We start from the raw sequence: 14,034 nt of genomic DNA, 5'->3' as shown, positions 1-14,034 counted from the left end.
CACTCCTTACCAAGAAAATCTGACTAACTCAATTTTTGCATCAATCGAATGCTTATCCTCGTAATCTTCAACAGTAAAGCCGCCGTCTTGAAACTCTTTGCGAATATCATCTGTGATTACGTCTTTGCCGTACAGGACTTCTTTTTTTCCAATCTTCATAGCTTCAGCAATAGCATCTTTGATCTTTTCGCTATCCTTCTTCTGATACTGGTCCATCATCTGTTCTTTGAGATTCATCTTCTTCAACCTCCTTATCACTGTCAAACACACCAGAGCCCTCTTGTTTCTTCAGCCGTTTCAGCTCTTCTTCAAACGGCACGCCAGTCAATCTTTCAGCCATTTCGCACAACGTTTGATCTGATACGATGCCAACCATTCCAGCAATAACTTTCATAATCTCTTCGTCTGATTGCGGCACATTCGGCGTAAATTGAATTTGGATCTCGTTTACTTTGTTGTATAGTTGCTCTTGTTGCTTTTCATCAGAAACAAAAAAGGCTTTGACTGTATCAATCAAGCCTCGTGGTTTATCCAGTCCATCTTTAATGCTCCAAGAGTGTGTAAGCAACCGCAGACGGCGCATAATAGCTTTCTTAACCATTCGCTCCTTGTTCTTACGATCGTTGTCTGAACCCCAACCTTTGAAACGGAATCCGATACCTGATTGGTTAGACCCGATGTTCTCGTCAGTGAAATCAATAAGAGATGTGAAACGTAAGATATCAGCAACTGTCCGGCTGTCGTTAGCTTCCATTCCTGCAACGTCATACTCTTTCTTAAGGTAATACGCATCAGGTTCTGCACCTGCAACATTGTTGTCGTATATCTTTTTATCGCCTAATACAAGCATTCTTGCTTGCATCATAGCTTTGAATACTTCTAACTTGCTGTTGTCTCCTTCTTCATCGTCTGCTGTATCAGGGTTACCTTTGATCACCAAGTAGGCTTCCGATGAATCTTGTTGGAAGTTAGCCATCTCTGATCGTGATAGGTCGTATGCATCAATGGAATCCATTACATGCTCAAAATCACTTGTGCGCTCTTCGTTGTTTGGCCATTCATTGATCTGAACAGTGTCAAAATAGCTTTGAACTGCTCCGTTTTCATCTAGTACGGCATTTTCCAAATCATCATCTTTAGCTGTGAAGTAATAGTTGTATCCACAGTTTGTGTATAACTCGATCCGTGTGAACGACTTATCCAAAAATTTCTCAACGAAGTAATGTACGCCGCAAATCGAGTTTCTGTCTTTTGTGTTGTCATAAATCACAAATGTTTGTTCCGCATCAAACTTGGCTATTGTTTCTTTGCCGTATTCGTCACGTCCAACCCACTCATAAGCACGACCTAAGCCAAATGCATCACGGCTCATCAACTGATTATGGTAGTCCTCATTGGATTCACTAGCAAACCGATTAATTCGTTCAACAATAACTTGATCGCCGTTGTAACTAATCGGATTACCTAACAAGACACCTTGTTTGAACGACACAATAAAGTTAGCGAAATCGCTCGCTATGCGGTTGTCTGCTCTGCCGTCTGGCTTGTTTGGACGTCGCTTAATGTTATTGTCTGCATTCAAATATCGCTTTAGCTCTTTTAATCTAGGTACTTGTCTTTCACGATGATGCTTGATAAAGCCAACAATCATTTTCCACATATCTTCATGCTTGAAGTCGATACACTCGCTTATCGTTCCTGTCCGCTTATCTAACATGTCGATTTTCGGCAACTGACTAACTGGCACCTTATAAACAAGGTTCGCTTCTTCATCAAATCGCTTTTTCCCCAGCAGCTGAATATTCTGTTCCACTGTATCACCTCTACAATCCTAATTTTTTGAATGTGTCGATCGTCTTCATGACATCTATTTTTTCTGTTGTGTTCATGCTCATCGTTTCGGCGATGCCTGTTGTAGCATCTGGAGCATCGTCATGTTTGTTCTTTCCTTCTCGCTGGTATGTAGTCATTGCCTTGTAGTAATCAGGAAACCTTGTTCTCCAATCACTCGGCATCCGCACATATTGTTCAACCCAATGGCTATTCGAATATATCCTCGCTTCTTTATTGGCGCTTTGAAAGAAATCGGATATAGCAGCTGCACATTTCCCTTTTGCTTTTTCTCTTACAGAACGAGCAAAAGACCGACCTCCGTTGTTGCGCTCGATACGTGATGTATTCACTTTGAAGTTAATCAATTGATTCGCAACTGCGCTCTCTGTGTATTCCATAGGTTGTTGCGTATAAATAACGTCTAAAACATCTTGATAGCCATCTAGCGTTTCTCCCCAAACAATCGAGCAAAGGTAGTCCTTACCAGTATCGGCGGTATCGCAATAATGCCAAATCTTCTTATAGTTAGATCTATTGCTATAAGTCTTGAACTCTCCGTACAATCTCCCTTTAATATCGATAGGCTCTTGTTGATAGTTGGCACTAGCGATGTCGGCACCCATTGTTTTAACTTTACGCTGGTAATCCTCAAAAGAAAGGACATCTTCACAAAGCATCTGATCGTTCTTTTCATCATATGCTTGAAAGTTGATGTGCTTAACCTTATATCCGCTAAGAGGTAGTTCCTTCAAAGCTCTTCCTGCCAAATCATTGCTATGCCATCTAGTCATGTTGATAATGATCTTACCATTGCTTTCTAAGCGAGATAACATAGTGTTTACAAACCATTCCCAATGCTTATCCAAAACTGCAGCGTTGTTTGCTTCATCTGCATTCTTAATTACGTCGTCAATGATGATGATATCTGCGCCAAAACCAGTAGCTGTACCAGTAGGCGATGTAGCCAGGTAGTTATTATAGCCATCTTCCAAACTCCAAAGATTCATTGCGCCATCACCATATTTGATTTTTGCATCGAATATATCGGCGTACACTATCATATCTTTATCGGCTTTTATCTCTTGGATCGTGTTCCTCACATTCTTGGAAAATACAGTTGATAGAGTCTCATTGTACGAACCAGTCATAATCTTCTTGCTGTGATCATTTCCTAATACCCATTCAACAAACCGTCCAAGCGTTAATGACTTGCCGTGTCTAGGCGGCATATTAAGCACTAGAACATCATGCTCATTATCATTAAGGAATGACTGAAACTCTCCACAAACTGAAACAAGGTAATCTCTATCTGATTTATAAAACGACGGCATAATCAAGTGACAATAATCAAAGAAATATCGCTTTGCTAACTCAATCTTGGCACCTAGAGCAATTTTATCCATCCCGACTCGCCAACTTTCGCAATTCTTCTTCGGAAAGATTAGCAAAAGGATTGCTCACTTTCATATCACCAGTAATCTTAGTTTCTTGCTTCTCAGCGTAGATACCAGCAATTGTAAGAATCATTTTTCTGTCCTGATGACCTTTTTCAGTTAGTGCGAAGTTATATGCCGCATTTAAAACGTTAGCGGCTTTCCCTTTGATTAGCTCCATAGTCGTTTTATTTACCAAATCGACAAACTCTTGTTTCTTCATTGAATCATAGTACTTATTTCGACTAACACCAGCGAGATTACACAACTCTTGAACAGATTTACCGACATTCTCAGCGTTCAACAAGACTTCTAATAGTTTTTTCTCAGCTGGTGTAGGTTTGTATTTGTCATTTTCTGTCATGCAACCTCACCTTCTTTCTAAAAGTTCTTCTTAACTAGCATTGCTCCCTCTCGCTCATACTGTTTAATGAATTCTTCAACGTTTGTTTGTGTACGAGATACTACTGAAATAGATAACCAGCATGTTGCCAAAGGTCGGATATATCCGATATCAACATTTACGCAGTTCCCACTCCACACAGGTTTAATCTCATTGCTGATCATCTTGCCCTCTTTATCCAGAATAGGGTTCTCTGTAAAGTATCTGTCGTTCTCTCCCTCAATCGCCTTCTTATATGCTTCAGCAAATTCAGGTTCTACATCAATCGTTAGCAGCGCTTCATAGAATTTCACATTCCATACCTCCTTAACCTCTCCACAATATGCAGATCGCTCTTCCATCCATGCCCAATGTATATCAACCTGTGCCGATCGATATACTCGTCATCAAACTGCTGATAGCATTCAAGCAACGTGTGCTTAGGTTTCAATTCCGCTTGCCGGATGTTATTATGCCTTAGTATTCCTACTGATAGTTGGATGTAATAGTAATGCATATCAGTCACCCATGCGCTTTTTCATGCGATTCTTCTTTTTCCAAAGTTCTTCCCATTTGTCCATATCATGAGTAACATAGTAATGCCATTTCATTTGCAATCTTAGTAAAAGATATCTTACTTTAAATGTCATACGTCACCCTCAACCTTTCACTATCATATTCAAACAACTGCAGCACCTTCTTGCCCATGGTCCAACCGTTCTCAATCTCGTAGTTGTCATTCGGCTTAATGGTCCCTAACTGTCGATGGATCACACCTTGATAGTCGTTTGTCTGTTGCGTGTGGAAATGACCAGTGATTATCTCCCTTGTTGTTGCCTTACTCCATATATCGCTGAACTCAGTAGCGAACAACATCGGCAAATCCTTCCGCTTGCCATACTGCCCGTGAGTAATCATGATCGCCACGTTATCCAACATGAACGCTTGACGGTACTTATTATGGTAATTCACTTGGATGTCTGGATACTTGGCTTCTAGGTAAAGGAGAAACATGTATTCCAAATTCTCCGAATGGTTTCCGCCCGCATGTTCAACAGTCACTAGCTTCGAATGCCTCACACACTCAGTGATCAACACGTCAAAAAAAGAGCGAGCGTCTTTAATCGCTTGCTCCATATCCACATCATCTAACTGTGTGCCAGCCATCGTGACTGCCTTCTTAATCTGGCTGCTGTGGAATAAATCTCCTAGCTGACCAATAACAATCTGCTTATAGCCTTTCGATATAACTTCTATCATTCTCGCTAGTTTATCTTGTAAGTCCTCTAACTTAGTGATACCGAAATGCCAATCAGCCAAACCGATGAATAGGTTTCTATCTCCTGTTTTGATAGTTGTTAGTTTTACTGGCTTGATCGATTCAGTGAAGGCTGCTAAGTTAAATCCTTTAGGTTTCGGCTTAACAACTATCTTTGATTGATAAAGCTGTATAAGTCCATCTACTTGGTTGTTTTGTTCCCAAATATTGTTAGTCGCTTGGACCAGTTCCCAGTTATCGGGATCGTATCCGTGTGCTTGTAATACATAATCAGGATTCTTTGACTGCTCTTCAGTCATACGCAGCTTGATAAGGTTTGTCTGAGTACCATCTGATTTGATTTCTGTAGATACTACATTCTTCTTAGCCTTATCAGTTTGCTTAACACGCATATTCTTTTCGCTCGGTGGCAACTTCAACCTGGCACGTTTACTTCTAACGCTTGGCCAAGAAAACTCTTCTCCGAACTCCTCTGACAGCGTAGGCGCTATCTCTATATTTGTTAGTCCTTCATTTGCCAATTCCGACAATCGTTTGACCTGTTGTTCCGTCCATTTAGTAATGTCTGCCACCTCGCTTTTCTGCAAAATAAAAAGCCACTCTCAATGAGTGACTAAAAAGTACTATGTAACAAGTTTTCGCTGACTAGCAGTCGGGATAACTATAAACCCTAAAATTGTATCGCCCACAGAATAATTTTACGTATCAAAAGGAGGTTGAATGCCGTTGTGCGTTTCTGCTTGTGGGCGATATCTGATAATACTATTTTACCCCTATTGACAGTGAGACAACTATACGTTTTTGTCTCAAATTAGTTAATTTCACCAATTCTTCTGCCAAAATCGAATAATACTTTTTGCCGAATCCGATAAATTGTTGGCTTGCTATAACCGTGTTTATCGCCAAATGATTTCCAATCCATCCAACTATCTTCTCCCCAGTACTTAGTTTCGATCAATACTCTAATATCCGCACTTTGATCACTCAGAGTTTCCTTCACAGCTTTCTTCCACAACTCACGATTCATAATGTATGGATCAGACATTTCTTTTATTACTTGCGACTCAATCGGATTGCTCATGATATTACTTCTACCGCCACCGATATTTTCATCGACTTCTCGAAGCTTCAGCTCCTCTTTTCGAATAGCAATCTCTTTGTTATATGCATGGTAGTTAGCAAACTTTCTATCTAGCTCATTGATTAATGAATCATTCTTACTCAATCACTTGCCCTCCTTGTTTGTCTACATATTATTATGTTTAAATAAACATCATCACAATCCAACCAATGAGCATAAACATTAAATTGATTGATAAAACTCTTATAAAGCTGCTCAAAATCGTTTCATTCTCATTGTTGGGTTGTTTCTGCATAACGATAAAGCTCACTACCACGTCTAATCCTGTTGCTTGCCCCCAAGTTAAAACAGGCAGCCCAAACGTTTGAGGGATAACCCCATTCCAAAGGAACATAACGACATATCCCCCAAATGCGATTGAGAACCCTAAAACCGCAAACGCTCCAATCATTTTCAAAAATCCCACAGCAACTTCGCCTAATACATCTTTTTCTTCATTCATTAAATTTTCTCCCATTCATTTGTTTTTTGACTGTCCTCAAACTTTTCTTTGGCAATGTCTTTCTTCTCATTTTCATCTAATTCTTTACCGAAAATCACACTTGCAAATACCGCCGCTATTACAGCTACAATTATCAAAACCGCTTCTGTCATTTTCTTACCTTCTCAATTTCCCGCTCTAGCCATTCATCATTAGTTGCTAGCAATGCACCTTCTTTGGAGTAATATTCATTGATCAATCTTGCTGGATTTTCTTCGGTTCCCTCACCTTCAAACGAAACCACATGAATAACTTCCATCATTTTAACTTCACGAACATGACTTGATTTCTTAGGTAGTACCATCTTCATCCCCCTGCTTCCATAGCATCTCGTACCAATGGATCGTTAATAATAATCTTGTACTTCATCTGCTCATACTGCAGTTGCTCTTGAAGTTGTTCAATCTGCTTCTGTTGATCCACAATTGTATAGGAAAGCCAACTCAGACCTGCGATCGTCAACAGTATTCTGATAATTGAGTGACTAGTTTTCATTAGCTGGCTCCAATAGTTCTGGGTTTTCGTATATGTTGCCACATACAACGCAATAATCTTTGATGTTATATAGCCAATCCTCATCCCCTGCAGTGAAAGTTCCATTCTCGAAAACTATTTTTTCATAGTAGTGATATCCAGATTCAGAATACTTAATTGCTACTATATCCCCTTCGAAAATCTCCACGCCGTTCTTGTCTTTCAAGCGTGTTGATTGCATGAGGTACTCTGGTTTCACTTCTATCCAACCAAAACCATCGGTAGCCTCTACCAAAACCTCACCATCGCCGAATCGGTTACTCGTCACTCGGACTTGATCGTTCATAAATTTCGTATCTGGTTCCCACGCTCTAAATTTTGGTATCATTTTATCCCTCCTGTTTGCTATCGCTGACGATTGCGGAAATAATTGTGTTGCCACATCCTCTCTTTACCATAGTTAAATTTTTAATGGTCTACTTTTAACATTGAATGATATACTTAAAAAAAGGAGTGATTGAAATGTGGCTTTTCAGTTTAGTTTGGTACATTTTCATTGGTTTTTGTTTATATTGGGTCATTAGACTTGCTGTAAAACACGGTATTAATGATTCAAAAAATTAAATTCTAATTTTTTACTACTCTTCCCTTAGAGTAGTTTTTTTGTTTCGTCGGATAGCTGACTTAGCTATTAAAATATTTTTGTAATTGCTCGCCTATCCAACGTCCCATGTTCACAGGTACTGCATTTCCTATTTGCCTATACGCATCACTTTCTGTTCCTTCAAATTTAAACCAGTCGGGAAATCCCTGAAGCCGTTGGTATTCCAAAACAGTGTATGGTCGTATTCGATTTCCATCATCAACTAATCGAGTGCTGCGATCTTTGGCATAATGCGCCACACAGGTGGGAGCTTTCCCCTCTCTGGTTGTGATAATAGGTTTATCCCGATATCCGCCATTCAACCGTTTATAAACATATTCAGGTATATGAATTTCTGGATCATCTTCTAAAATATCCCCAACGGTCACAGGCATTTGATCAATAGCAAGGGGATAGTCTAAATTATTGAATGGCTTTCTAGTGCCAATCACAATCAGTCTCTTTCGCTCTTGTGGAAGCCACCAGTTAGCGTTGACTGGACATTCTACTCTGACATAGTAATCTGGCAGCTTAGTCACACACTCCATTACTACTTGAAATTTGCGCATCCCTGGAACATTCTCAATTACATATGCTTCGGGCTTTGCTAAAGCTATATGTCGAAAGAAGTGTAAGAATAAATCATCACCCGTTCTTGTTCCACTGATATCGGCAATATTCGAATACCTTGTACAAGGAAAAGTGCCGATATAAACATCCGCATCTTGTTGATCCAAAACGGTGATTTGAGTTATATCACTTTGATTGATCGTGTGTTCAAAATTATTTTTCAGTGTCCCTACGGCTTTCGAATCTATTTCATATGATTCAAGAATATGAATTCCAGCTTCAATCATTCCTAGATCCATACCGCCTGCACCGCTAAAGTAACTTTTTGCTGTTATCAATTCATCACTCCTTCAGTTGGTTATTTTGGTGGATACGAACTTTATTCCACACAATTACTTTCTTCATTTACTTCCAAAAATACAGTGGCGCCTTTTGATAATAATTTTTTTACTCTTTGAAACTCCTTAGAATCTACTTGGATTCGACTGTCATCTTCAAGGACTACAAAATACTTATCCGCTTTTTTTGATACTGCTACTACTTCCTTATCCATTTGTGAATCCCTCTTTCCGTAATTTCTGTCGTTAATCAACTGGTAAACGCCTTGTAAAGCCACAATTCATCCCCTGAACAAAGTCAAATGAATACTTCTGCACATAATACTCAGACTTATCGCTATAACTGTCTATTGCTTTTTCAACTAACATTTTCCATGTTTCTTTGTTTAAATTCTCTGGTTCGATACCACCTAATCCCCATAAATCGAACTCTTTACCCACCTCAATGAATCCGTACATTCCATTTTGATTGTTGTAAAGGTGAACTCGAACTCCTTTAAACCTGTTGCTATCGCTAAATTCATCTTGAATTTTATAGCCTTTGTATTCCATAGTTTTCACTTCCCTCAATTCCGCAATTTCTTCCGATTACTGACTCAATATCTCGACCGTTGCACCTGCGAAATTGCCTTTCTTCAAAGGTATCTGCAATCTGCATGCTCGATCCAAAGTCCATTTATTCAGCCCTGACATCTCTGCAGCTTCACGCTGTGTGCTGAATTCTTTGACTTCACCATCTGGAAAAGTAAATCTGACTGGCGTTGAGTTGTATCTATTCTGCTTTGGTCGATCGTAACTCTTTCCCCACAAAGCCTTTCTCAAAACTCTGATTTCGTCTTCATCAGCACCTGGCGTATTAACTAACTTTTCCAACCGATACAAATCTTCTTTGTTAGCCATTATTCCACCCTCTTCATATTTCGCAATTTAACTACTGTCCGATCGCTGCCAAACGTCACAATAGCTGAGTTCTCAAGTACTTTGACACACACTGCTTTGAAAGGTTTTGTAAAACGTTCGGTCACGCACCAATACTCGATGCCTGCTTTTACTCTCCGTTGCTTTTTGACTACACGTGGCGGCGGGCTATACTTGCCGTCTTGCACTCTTGTTACTGTATCTGCTAGTTTCATGCTTTACTCCTCCGCTCCATTTCCTCGGCTAGCCATTCTTGTTGCTTAATCAATCTCTCCACATGGCTGTCGGTCACTTTCTTTCTCCATACTAGGTCCTTATCCGACATGTTTCTGATTTGGATTTTAGTTGGTGTCATCTGCTCACCTCTTAAAATGGTAAATCGTCATCGCTGATATCAATTGACGAGTTTCCAAATGGGTCTGCCGTTGCGCTGTTTGTGTTTTGTTGGTTGCGAGTGTAATTATTCGTTTGACTATTTGAAACGCCGCTACCTTGTGTATTTTGGCTAGAATCGGCTTTCTTGCTTTCTAACAACTGGAAGTTGTCCGCAATCACTTCGGTGACATAAACTTTTTGTCCTTGTTGGTTTTCGTAAGAACGAGTTTGAATCCGCCCTGTTACTCCGATCAACACGCCTTTTTTAGCATAGTTCGCTAATGTTTCAGCTGGCTTTCTCCAAATAACACAATTGATGAAATCCGCTTCCCGAGTTCCATCAGCACTTGTGAAGTTTCGGTTAACTGCTAAGGTAAAGGTTGCAACTCCTGTACCACTGGTCGTGTATCTCAAATCTGGATCTTTCGTTAGTCTTCCGACTAGAGTGACATTGTTTATCATTTTTCTTCCTCCTTTACTAAAGCCCATCGAGAGAATTTTTCCAGTACTTCAAACTGCTCAAGAGCTGTCAACTCGCCATATGCTTTGATATAGGGTTTTTCTTTTTCAATCTGCTCAACCTCTTTAAAATCATGATTGCCCCAAACAGAATCAAACTGGTAGTACAGTGAGTTAATGACTTCAAAAGGAAACCAACAATTTTTCTTTCGATCTATCCAAGTTGATTTCAACCACTCCAACACAATCTGCTGATTCTCGTTGAGTTGCGGTTGATCGTGATCTTCAACGATGTCAACAATATCGTCCCAATTTACCCAGTAATCAAAGTTCGAGTAATTGAGTACAGCGCTACTTCCTTGAATTCGTTCTTCTTTCAAACGTTTTAATAATCTGTTCACATTGCTTCCTCCAATTCAATTTCAATCCTCGGGCAATCCTTATCCACTTCAAACCGATGCTCAAAGTTGGCTATCTCGCCCCATCCATCATTCGCGATCACTCTCGCTTCAATCATGCCGTCCAAGATAAACTTGATCCCGAATGCCACGTTGTCTTTATCCTTGCGCTTGTTTTTGCAGTACCAAGTGATTTTCAAATTGATCGGCGTTATCACTCTTAAGCCTGCCGCTTTCGCCATAAAGAATGCATAGCAACATTTTTCCGTATTCTCCTTTTTCAACTTAGCGCCTGCATATCGGTTTGTCCGCTGACTATTGATGAATTTGTTCAGGTCTGTTAGCTCTCCTGGTATCGTGATAATCAGAACATTCCCCTCGCTTTCAAGTATCGTTTGCAATGCTCTGGGTCCAAAGGTTTGTATTCAACCAGAATTGGCGCCAAATCATATTCGATCATCGTTTTCTTATACGCTTCGTTTGCGCTCATCCATCCTGCCAGATTATGAATGTTTTTCTTAAATTCGCACTGAGATAACGCAACTTGAATATAGGCTTTTCTATGAGCTTCCCAATATCTAAGCTCCTTTTCCAAATCTATTCCTATGGCTTCGTAATACCGCCTTTCTAAGTCGGTTAAGTTGATCAAATTGGTTATCGTCTGTTGCGAACGCCGTACACATTCAAGATATTTTTCCGAAATACAACTTGGCACCATTTCATGCTCTTTCAAATATTCTTGAAATTCTTTGCCTGTGCTAACGTCCTTATAGCGCATTTCGCTTGTCCAAGTGATCTAGAGTTATGACCGCTATATCCTTTTCTGTTAGTTTTAGCGTCTTGGCTACCACTGTGGGCTTAACTCCCTTATCTAGCAATGCAACGGCTCTGGCTACCGTATGTTTAGGGAAATCAAATCTCCATCCGTCCAGACAAATCACATGTTCTTGTATTAATGCTCCAGTCATTGATCTACACCTCTTATCCGTTTGTCAGTGGTTCTAGTAAATTGAATGTTATGCCGCTTTGAATTTTTTGATATTCTTGACAATATTCGCTCGCCGTAAGCTTTTTTGATTTCATCCGATGTTAAATTTGTGTTTACCATTAATGCTTTATTTTGCCTTGCTTCTAAAATAGAGTACAAGATATCGTTGTTAAAACTGGTGCTATCTTTTATGTTGTTACCACCAAGCTCTGCGCCCAAATCATCAATAACCACGAAGTCTACTGTTTTGATATCTTGTAAAAGGGCTATTTGATTTTTCGACTCAGCTTGATCGTTAAAAGAAGCCTTGCGCCTTTCCAACAACTCTCTGTAATTGACAAACAATACTTTCTTTGAGTATTGGCTTTCTTGCAGTATCGCCCAACAAACCGCCATGCATAGATGGCTTTTACCAACTCCAGACTTTCCAGACAAAATCATATGCGAAGGGTTCCCATTCAAAACCTCTTTGATAAAGTCCACTGCATAAGTCATAGCAACCGCAGTTTCTTCTTCTTTGGTCTGGTAGTTATCTAACGACTTGTCGAACAAGGCATAATCAGTAATCACTGATCTATACTTGAATAAATCATGATTCTTCTTTTTCAGACTGGTTTCGTATCGCTTGTTCGTATCTGCATCTACTTTTAGTTTTAAGGCATAATATCCACACACCATGCAAGTAGGTGCGCATCTATCTGAACCGTCTTTATTTTTCGTTTTCCAACCGTACAGAGCGCCGTTACACTCAGGACAAACTCCTCTGACTTCTAGCGTTTGCTCTATAAGTCTTGAAATACCTACTGCTACGCTTTCCAATAAATCACCATCCTAAATCGTCATATTCGCTAGATCCTGTATTTTCAAGCTTGCCGACAGATTTGTTTTTAAACCTAACTTCATTTGCTTCGACATCTTTTAGGGTATTGATATTGTTTTTGGACCAATTACGCATAATACCAACAGCATACGAATAAGGTTTATTGTCAATCGCTGCTTTTTTCATAGCAGCAGCAACCATTTCAACGCCAATGTCTTCAACCCACATAGATATATCTTCTGAGTTAAGCGGATTTAAGACCCCGAAGCATTCTTGATAGATATCAAAAGGATTAATACTAGCTTCTTGTTCTAGTTCTAACTCTTTCTCTTTCTCTTTCTCTTTCTCTAACTCTTTCTCTAGGCGACTATTTCCAGACAATTTCTGGACTTTGTCCTCCTTTGCTCTTTGAAGTCTTTTTTGAATAGCATATTCAGTTTCTGAGCCAACTAATTCGTTAAGTTGACTCAGATAAATTTCTCCGCCATCCATAATTTGTATCAGTCCAATTTTGTGGAATAGATCCATTGCAACTTTTACGGTGTCGGCGCTAGAATTTGTTAACTTGGCCAATGACTCTGGATCATAAGGGATCATCATATTGCCAACGTTTCTGACAAGCATTCCCTCAGTCTTCAATGATTTAAGGCAAAGTTTCAAATAAAATAGACAGTACTCTTTGCCGTTCGGTTGTTCTTCTAACCACTCGATTGTGTCTTCCTCAAAAAAATTCTCTTTGAGTTTGAGCCAGTAATATCGTTTTTTTTGCTTATCAGACACTTTATCCCTCCTCTATCGCTCTCTTAAACAGCTCTTCAGTTTCGTACTTTTCATCAAAACGCATTATTTGAGCGTTACTCATAATGCCGATCTTGATTAAAGCTTCTTTATCCAAATAAACCGGCTTGATCTGGTATCTCTTTAGAAATTCCTCTTGCCCAAGTTGGTGAGCAATATTGTGCGTTTTCCAATCCAAAGCCACGAATGGAAATAGCCGATGGTCAACGTTATTTCTATGACGATTTCCAACTGCCGTGACATGATGTATTTGCGCTCCTGGTCTACCAGAAACTGCACATTTCCGATACTTGCAGCAATAGTAGAAAAAGCTATCATGTTCTAGGAGATATGAGTATCTTTGCTTGAGTTGAACCCCTTCTCTTATGACAAATTGAATGAGTTTCGTTATCCAAATATTGCCTTCGTTCATACTTGCTACGGCGTGCGAGAAAGGTTCGTCTTCTGTGTACTTATAATCGTATTTGAGCATCTCTTCTACGTGTTCTGGATCATCAACATACCAATTAGCTATGTCTCGAATTAAAGCGTGAGAAAGCTTATTCTGCTTCGCTGAGAGTGGCTCATTATCTATGATTTTTACTTTGACCAGATTTTCTTTCTCACGAGCCATCATTTTGAGGTATTCGGCATTTATTTCGTCTTCAAATTCGATAGTCAATCTTTTCCCTTGATGATCGATTACTTTACCTAAATGAAACATT

24 protein-coding genes are annotated in these 14,034 nt (G+C 39.6%); all 24 read right to left on the bottom strand.

What is annotated here, in order from left to right; genetic code table 11:
* Positions 1–6 precede the first annotated feature (6 nt).
* Positions 7–237 (bottom strand): hypothetical protein, encoded by a 231-nt coding sequence (locus tag IGI84_RS06150; protein ID WP_325844197.1) that lies wholly within the window; start codon positions 235–237, stop codon positions 7–9.
* Positions 191–1,813 carry a phage portal protein gene (locus IGI84_RS06145; protein ID WP_430600911.1) on the bottom strand — a complete coding sequence of 541 codons (1,623 nt, stop codon included), beginning with the start codon at positions 1,811–1,813 and terminating at the stop codon, positions 191–193. The genes IGI84_RS06150 and IGI84_RS06145 overlap by 47 nt, the downstream gene beginning before the upstream one ends.
* 10 nt (positions 1,814–1,823) lie before the next feature.
* Positions 1,824–3,236, bottom strand: coding sequence for a phage terminase large subunit (gene terL, locus IGI84_RS06140; RefSeq protein WP_430600910.1), 1,413 nt, complete (start codon positions 3,234–3,236; stop codon positions 1,824–1,826).
* Positions 3,229–3,630: a phBC6A51 family helix-turn-helix protein gene (locus tag IGI84_RS06135; RefSeq protein WP_430600909.1), complete on the bottom strand. Its 402-nt coding sequence runs from the start codon at positions 3,628–3,630 to the stop codon at positions 3,229–3,231. The genes terL and IGI84_RS06135 overlap by 8 nt, the downstream gene beginning before the upstream one ends.
* Before the next feature lie 17 nt (positions 3,631–3,647).
* Positions 3,648–3,962, bottom strand: coding sequence for a hypothetical protein (locus IGI84_RS06130; protein ID WP_430600908.1), 315 nt, complete (start codon positions 3,960–3,962; stop codon positions 3,648–3,650).
* A 325-nt stretch (positions 3,963–4,287) separates the two neighbouring features.
* The gene (locus IGI84_RS06125; protein ID WP_430600907.1) at positions 4,288–5,499 is read right to left on the bottom strand and encodes a helix-turn-helix domain-containing protein; all 1,212 of its coding nucleotides are present in this window, start codon (positions 5,497–5,499) and stop codon (positions 4,288–4,290) included.
* A gap of 239 nt (positions 5,500–5,738) precedes the next feature.
* Positions 5,739–6,152 carry a hypothetical protein gene (locus IGI84_RS06120; RefSeq protein WP_113849809.1) on the bottom strand — a complete coding sequence of 138 codons (414 nt, stop codon included), beginning with the start codon at positions 6,150–6,152 and terminating at the stop codon, positions 5,739–5,741.
* 37 nt (positions 6,153–6,189) lie between these two features.
* Positions 6,190–6,510: a hypothetical protein gene (locus IGI84_RS06115; protein WP_430600906.1), complete on the bottom strand. Its 321-nt coding sequence runs from the start codon at positions 6,508–6,510 to the stop codon at positions 6,190–6,192.
* Positions 6,510–6,662 (bottom strand): hypothetical protein, encoded by a 153-nt coding sequence (locus IGI84_RS06110; protein WP_430600905.1) that lies wholly within the window; start codon positions 6,660–6,662, stop codon positions 6,510–6,512. The genes IGI84_RS06115 and IGI84_RS06110 overlap by 1 nt, the downstream gene beginning before the upstream one ends.
* On the bottom strand, positions 6,659–6,859 hold the full coding sequence (locus IGI84_RS06105; RefSeq protein WP_430600904.1) for a hypothetical protein: 201 nt from the start codon (positions 6,857–6,859) through the stop codon (positions 6,659–6,661). Before IGI84_RS06105 ends, IGI84_RS06110 begins: the two co-directional genes overlap by 4 nt.
* Positions 6,856–7,044 carry a hypothetical protein gene (locus tag IGI84_RS06100; protein ID WP_430600903.1) on the bottom strand — a complete coding sequence of 63 codons (189 nt, stop codon included), beginning with the start codon at positions 7,042–7,044 and terminating at the stop codon, positions 6,856–6,858. The genes IGI84_RS06105 and IGI84_RS06100 overlap by 4 nt, the downstream gene beginning before the upstream one ends.
* Positions 7,034–7,411: a YopX family protein gene (locus IGI84_RS06095; RefSeq protein ID WP_430600902.1), complete on the bottom strand. Its 378-nt coding sequence runs from the start codon at positions 7,409–7,411 to the stop codon at positions 7,034–7,036. The genes IGI84_RS06100 and IGI84_RS06095 overlap by 11 nt, the downstream gene beginning before the upstream one ends.
* Positions 7,412–7,707: 296 nt before the next feature.
* The gene (locus IGI84_RS06090) at positions 7,708–8,574 is read right to left on the bottom strand and encodes a DNA cytosine methyltransferase (RefSeq protein WP_430600901.1); all 867 of its coding nucleotides are present in this window, start codon (positions 8,572–8,574) and stop codon (positions 7,708–7,710) included.
* Between the two features lie 41 nt (positions 8,575–8,615).
* Entirely contained in the window at positions 8,616–8,789 is a 174-nt protein-coding gene (locus IGI84_RS06085; RefSeq protein WP_430600900.1) for a hypothetical protein, read from the bottom strand.
* Positions 8,790–8,820: 31 nt separating this feature from the next.
* The gene (locus IGI84_RS06080; protein WP_430600899.1) at positions 8,821–9,126 is read right to left on the bottom strand and encodes a hypothetical protein; all 306 of its coding nucleotides are present in this window, start codon (positions 9,124–9,126) and stop codon (positions 8,821–8,823) included.
* 36 nt (positions 9,127–9,162) lie between these two features.
* The gene (locus IGI84_RS06075; RefSeq protein ID WP_228073940.1) at positions 9,163–9,474 is read right to left on the bottom strand and encodes a hypothetical protein; all 312 of its coding nucleotides are present in this window, start codon (positions 9,472–9,474) and stop codon (positions 9,163–9,165) included.
* The gene (locus IGI84_RS06070) at positions 9,474–9,707 is read right to left on the bottom strand and encodes a hypothetical protein (protein ID WP_430600898.1); all 234 of its coding nucleotides are present in this window, start codon (positions 9,705–9,707) and stop codon (positions 9,474–9,476) included. The genes IGI84_RS06075 and IGI84_RS06070 overlap by 1 nt, the downstream gene beginning before the upstream one ends.
* A gap of 151 nt (positions 9,708–9,858) precedes the next feature.
* Entirely contained in the window at positions 9,859–10,329 is a 471-nt protein-coding gene (ssb, locus tag IGI84_RS06065; RefSeq protein ID WP_430600897.1) for a single-stranded DNA-binding protein, read from the bottom strand.
* Positions 10,326–10,727: a hypothetical protein gene (locus IGI84_RS06060; protein ID WP_430600896.1), complete on the bottom strand. Its 402-nt coding sequence runs from the start codon at positions 10,725–10,727 to the stop codon at positions 10,326–10,328. The genes ssb and IGI84_RS06060 overlap by 4 nt, the downstream gene beginning before the upstream one ends.
* Positions 10,724–11,008 (bottom strand): RusA family crossover junction endodeoxyribonuclease, encoded by a 285-nt coding sequence (locus tag IGI84_RS06055; RefSeq protein ID WP_430600895.1) that lies wholly within the window; start codon positions 11,006–11,008, stop codon positions 10,724–10,726. The genes IGI84_RS06060 and IGI84_RS06055 overlap by 4 nt, the downstream gene beginning before the upstream one ends.
* 80 nt (positions 11,009–11,088) lie before the next feature.
* Positions 11,089–11,502 (bottom strand): hypothetical protein, encoded by a 414-nt coding sequence (locus IGI84_RS06050; RefSeq protein ID WP_430600894.1) that lies wholly within the window; start codon positions 11,500–11,502, stop codon positions 11,089–11,091.
* Positions 11,503–11,688: 186 nt separating this feature from the next.
* On the bottom strand, positions 11,689–12,531 hold the full coding sequence (locus IGI84_RS06045) for an ATP-binding protein (RefSeq protein ID WP_430600893.1): 843 nt from the start codon (positions 12,529–12,531) through the stop codon (positions 11,689–11,691).
* A gap of 4 nt (positions 12,532–12,535) precedes the next feature.
* The gene (locus IGI84_RS06040) at positions 12,536–13,312 is read right to left on the bottom strand and encodes a phage replisome organizer N-terminal domain-containing protein (RefSeq protein ID WP_430600892.1); all 777 of its coding nucleotides are present in this window, start codon (positions 13,310–13,312) and stop codon (positions 12,536–12,538) included.
* A 1-nt stretch (position 13,313) separates the two neighbouring features.
* The gene (locus IGI84_RS06035) at positions 13,314–14,033 is read right to left on the bottom strand and encodes a putative HNHc nuclease (RefSeq protein WP_430600891.1); all 720 of its coding nucleotides are present in this window, start codon (positions 14,031–14,033) and stop codon (positions 13,314–13,316) included.
* Position 14,034 lies beyond the last annotated feature (1 nt).

Origin of the sequence: Enterococcus sp. DIV0008, assembly GCF_050542615.1 — a bacterium.
Taxonomy (GTDB): Bacteria; Bacillota; Bacilli; order Lactobacillales; family Enterococcaceae; genus Enterococcus_D; species Enterococcus_D innesii.
The sequence above is the reverse complement of the archived record's forward strand: the minus strand, read 5'-3'. Positions and strand labels throughout refer to the sequence as shown.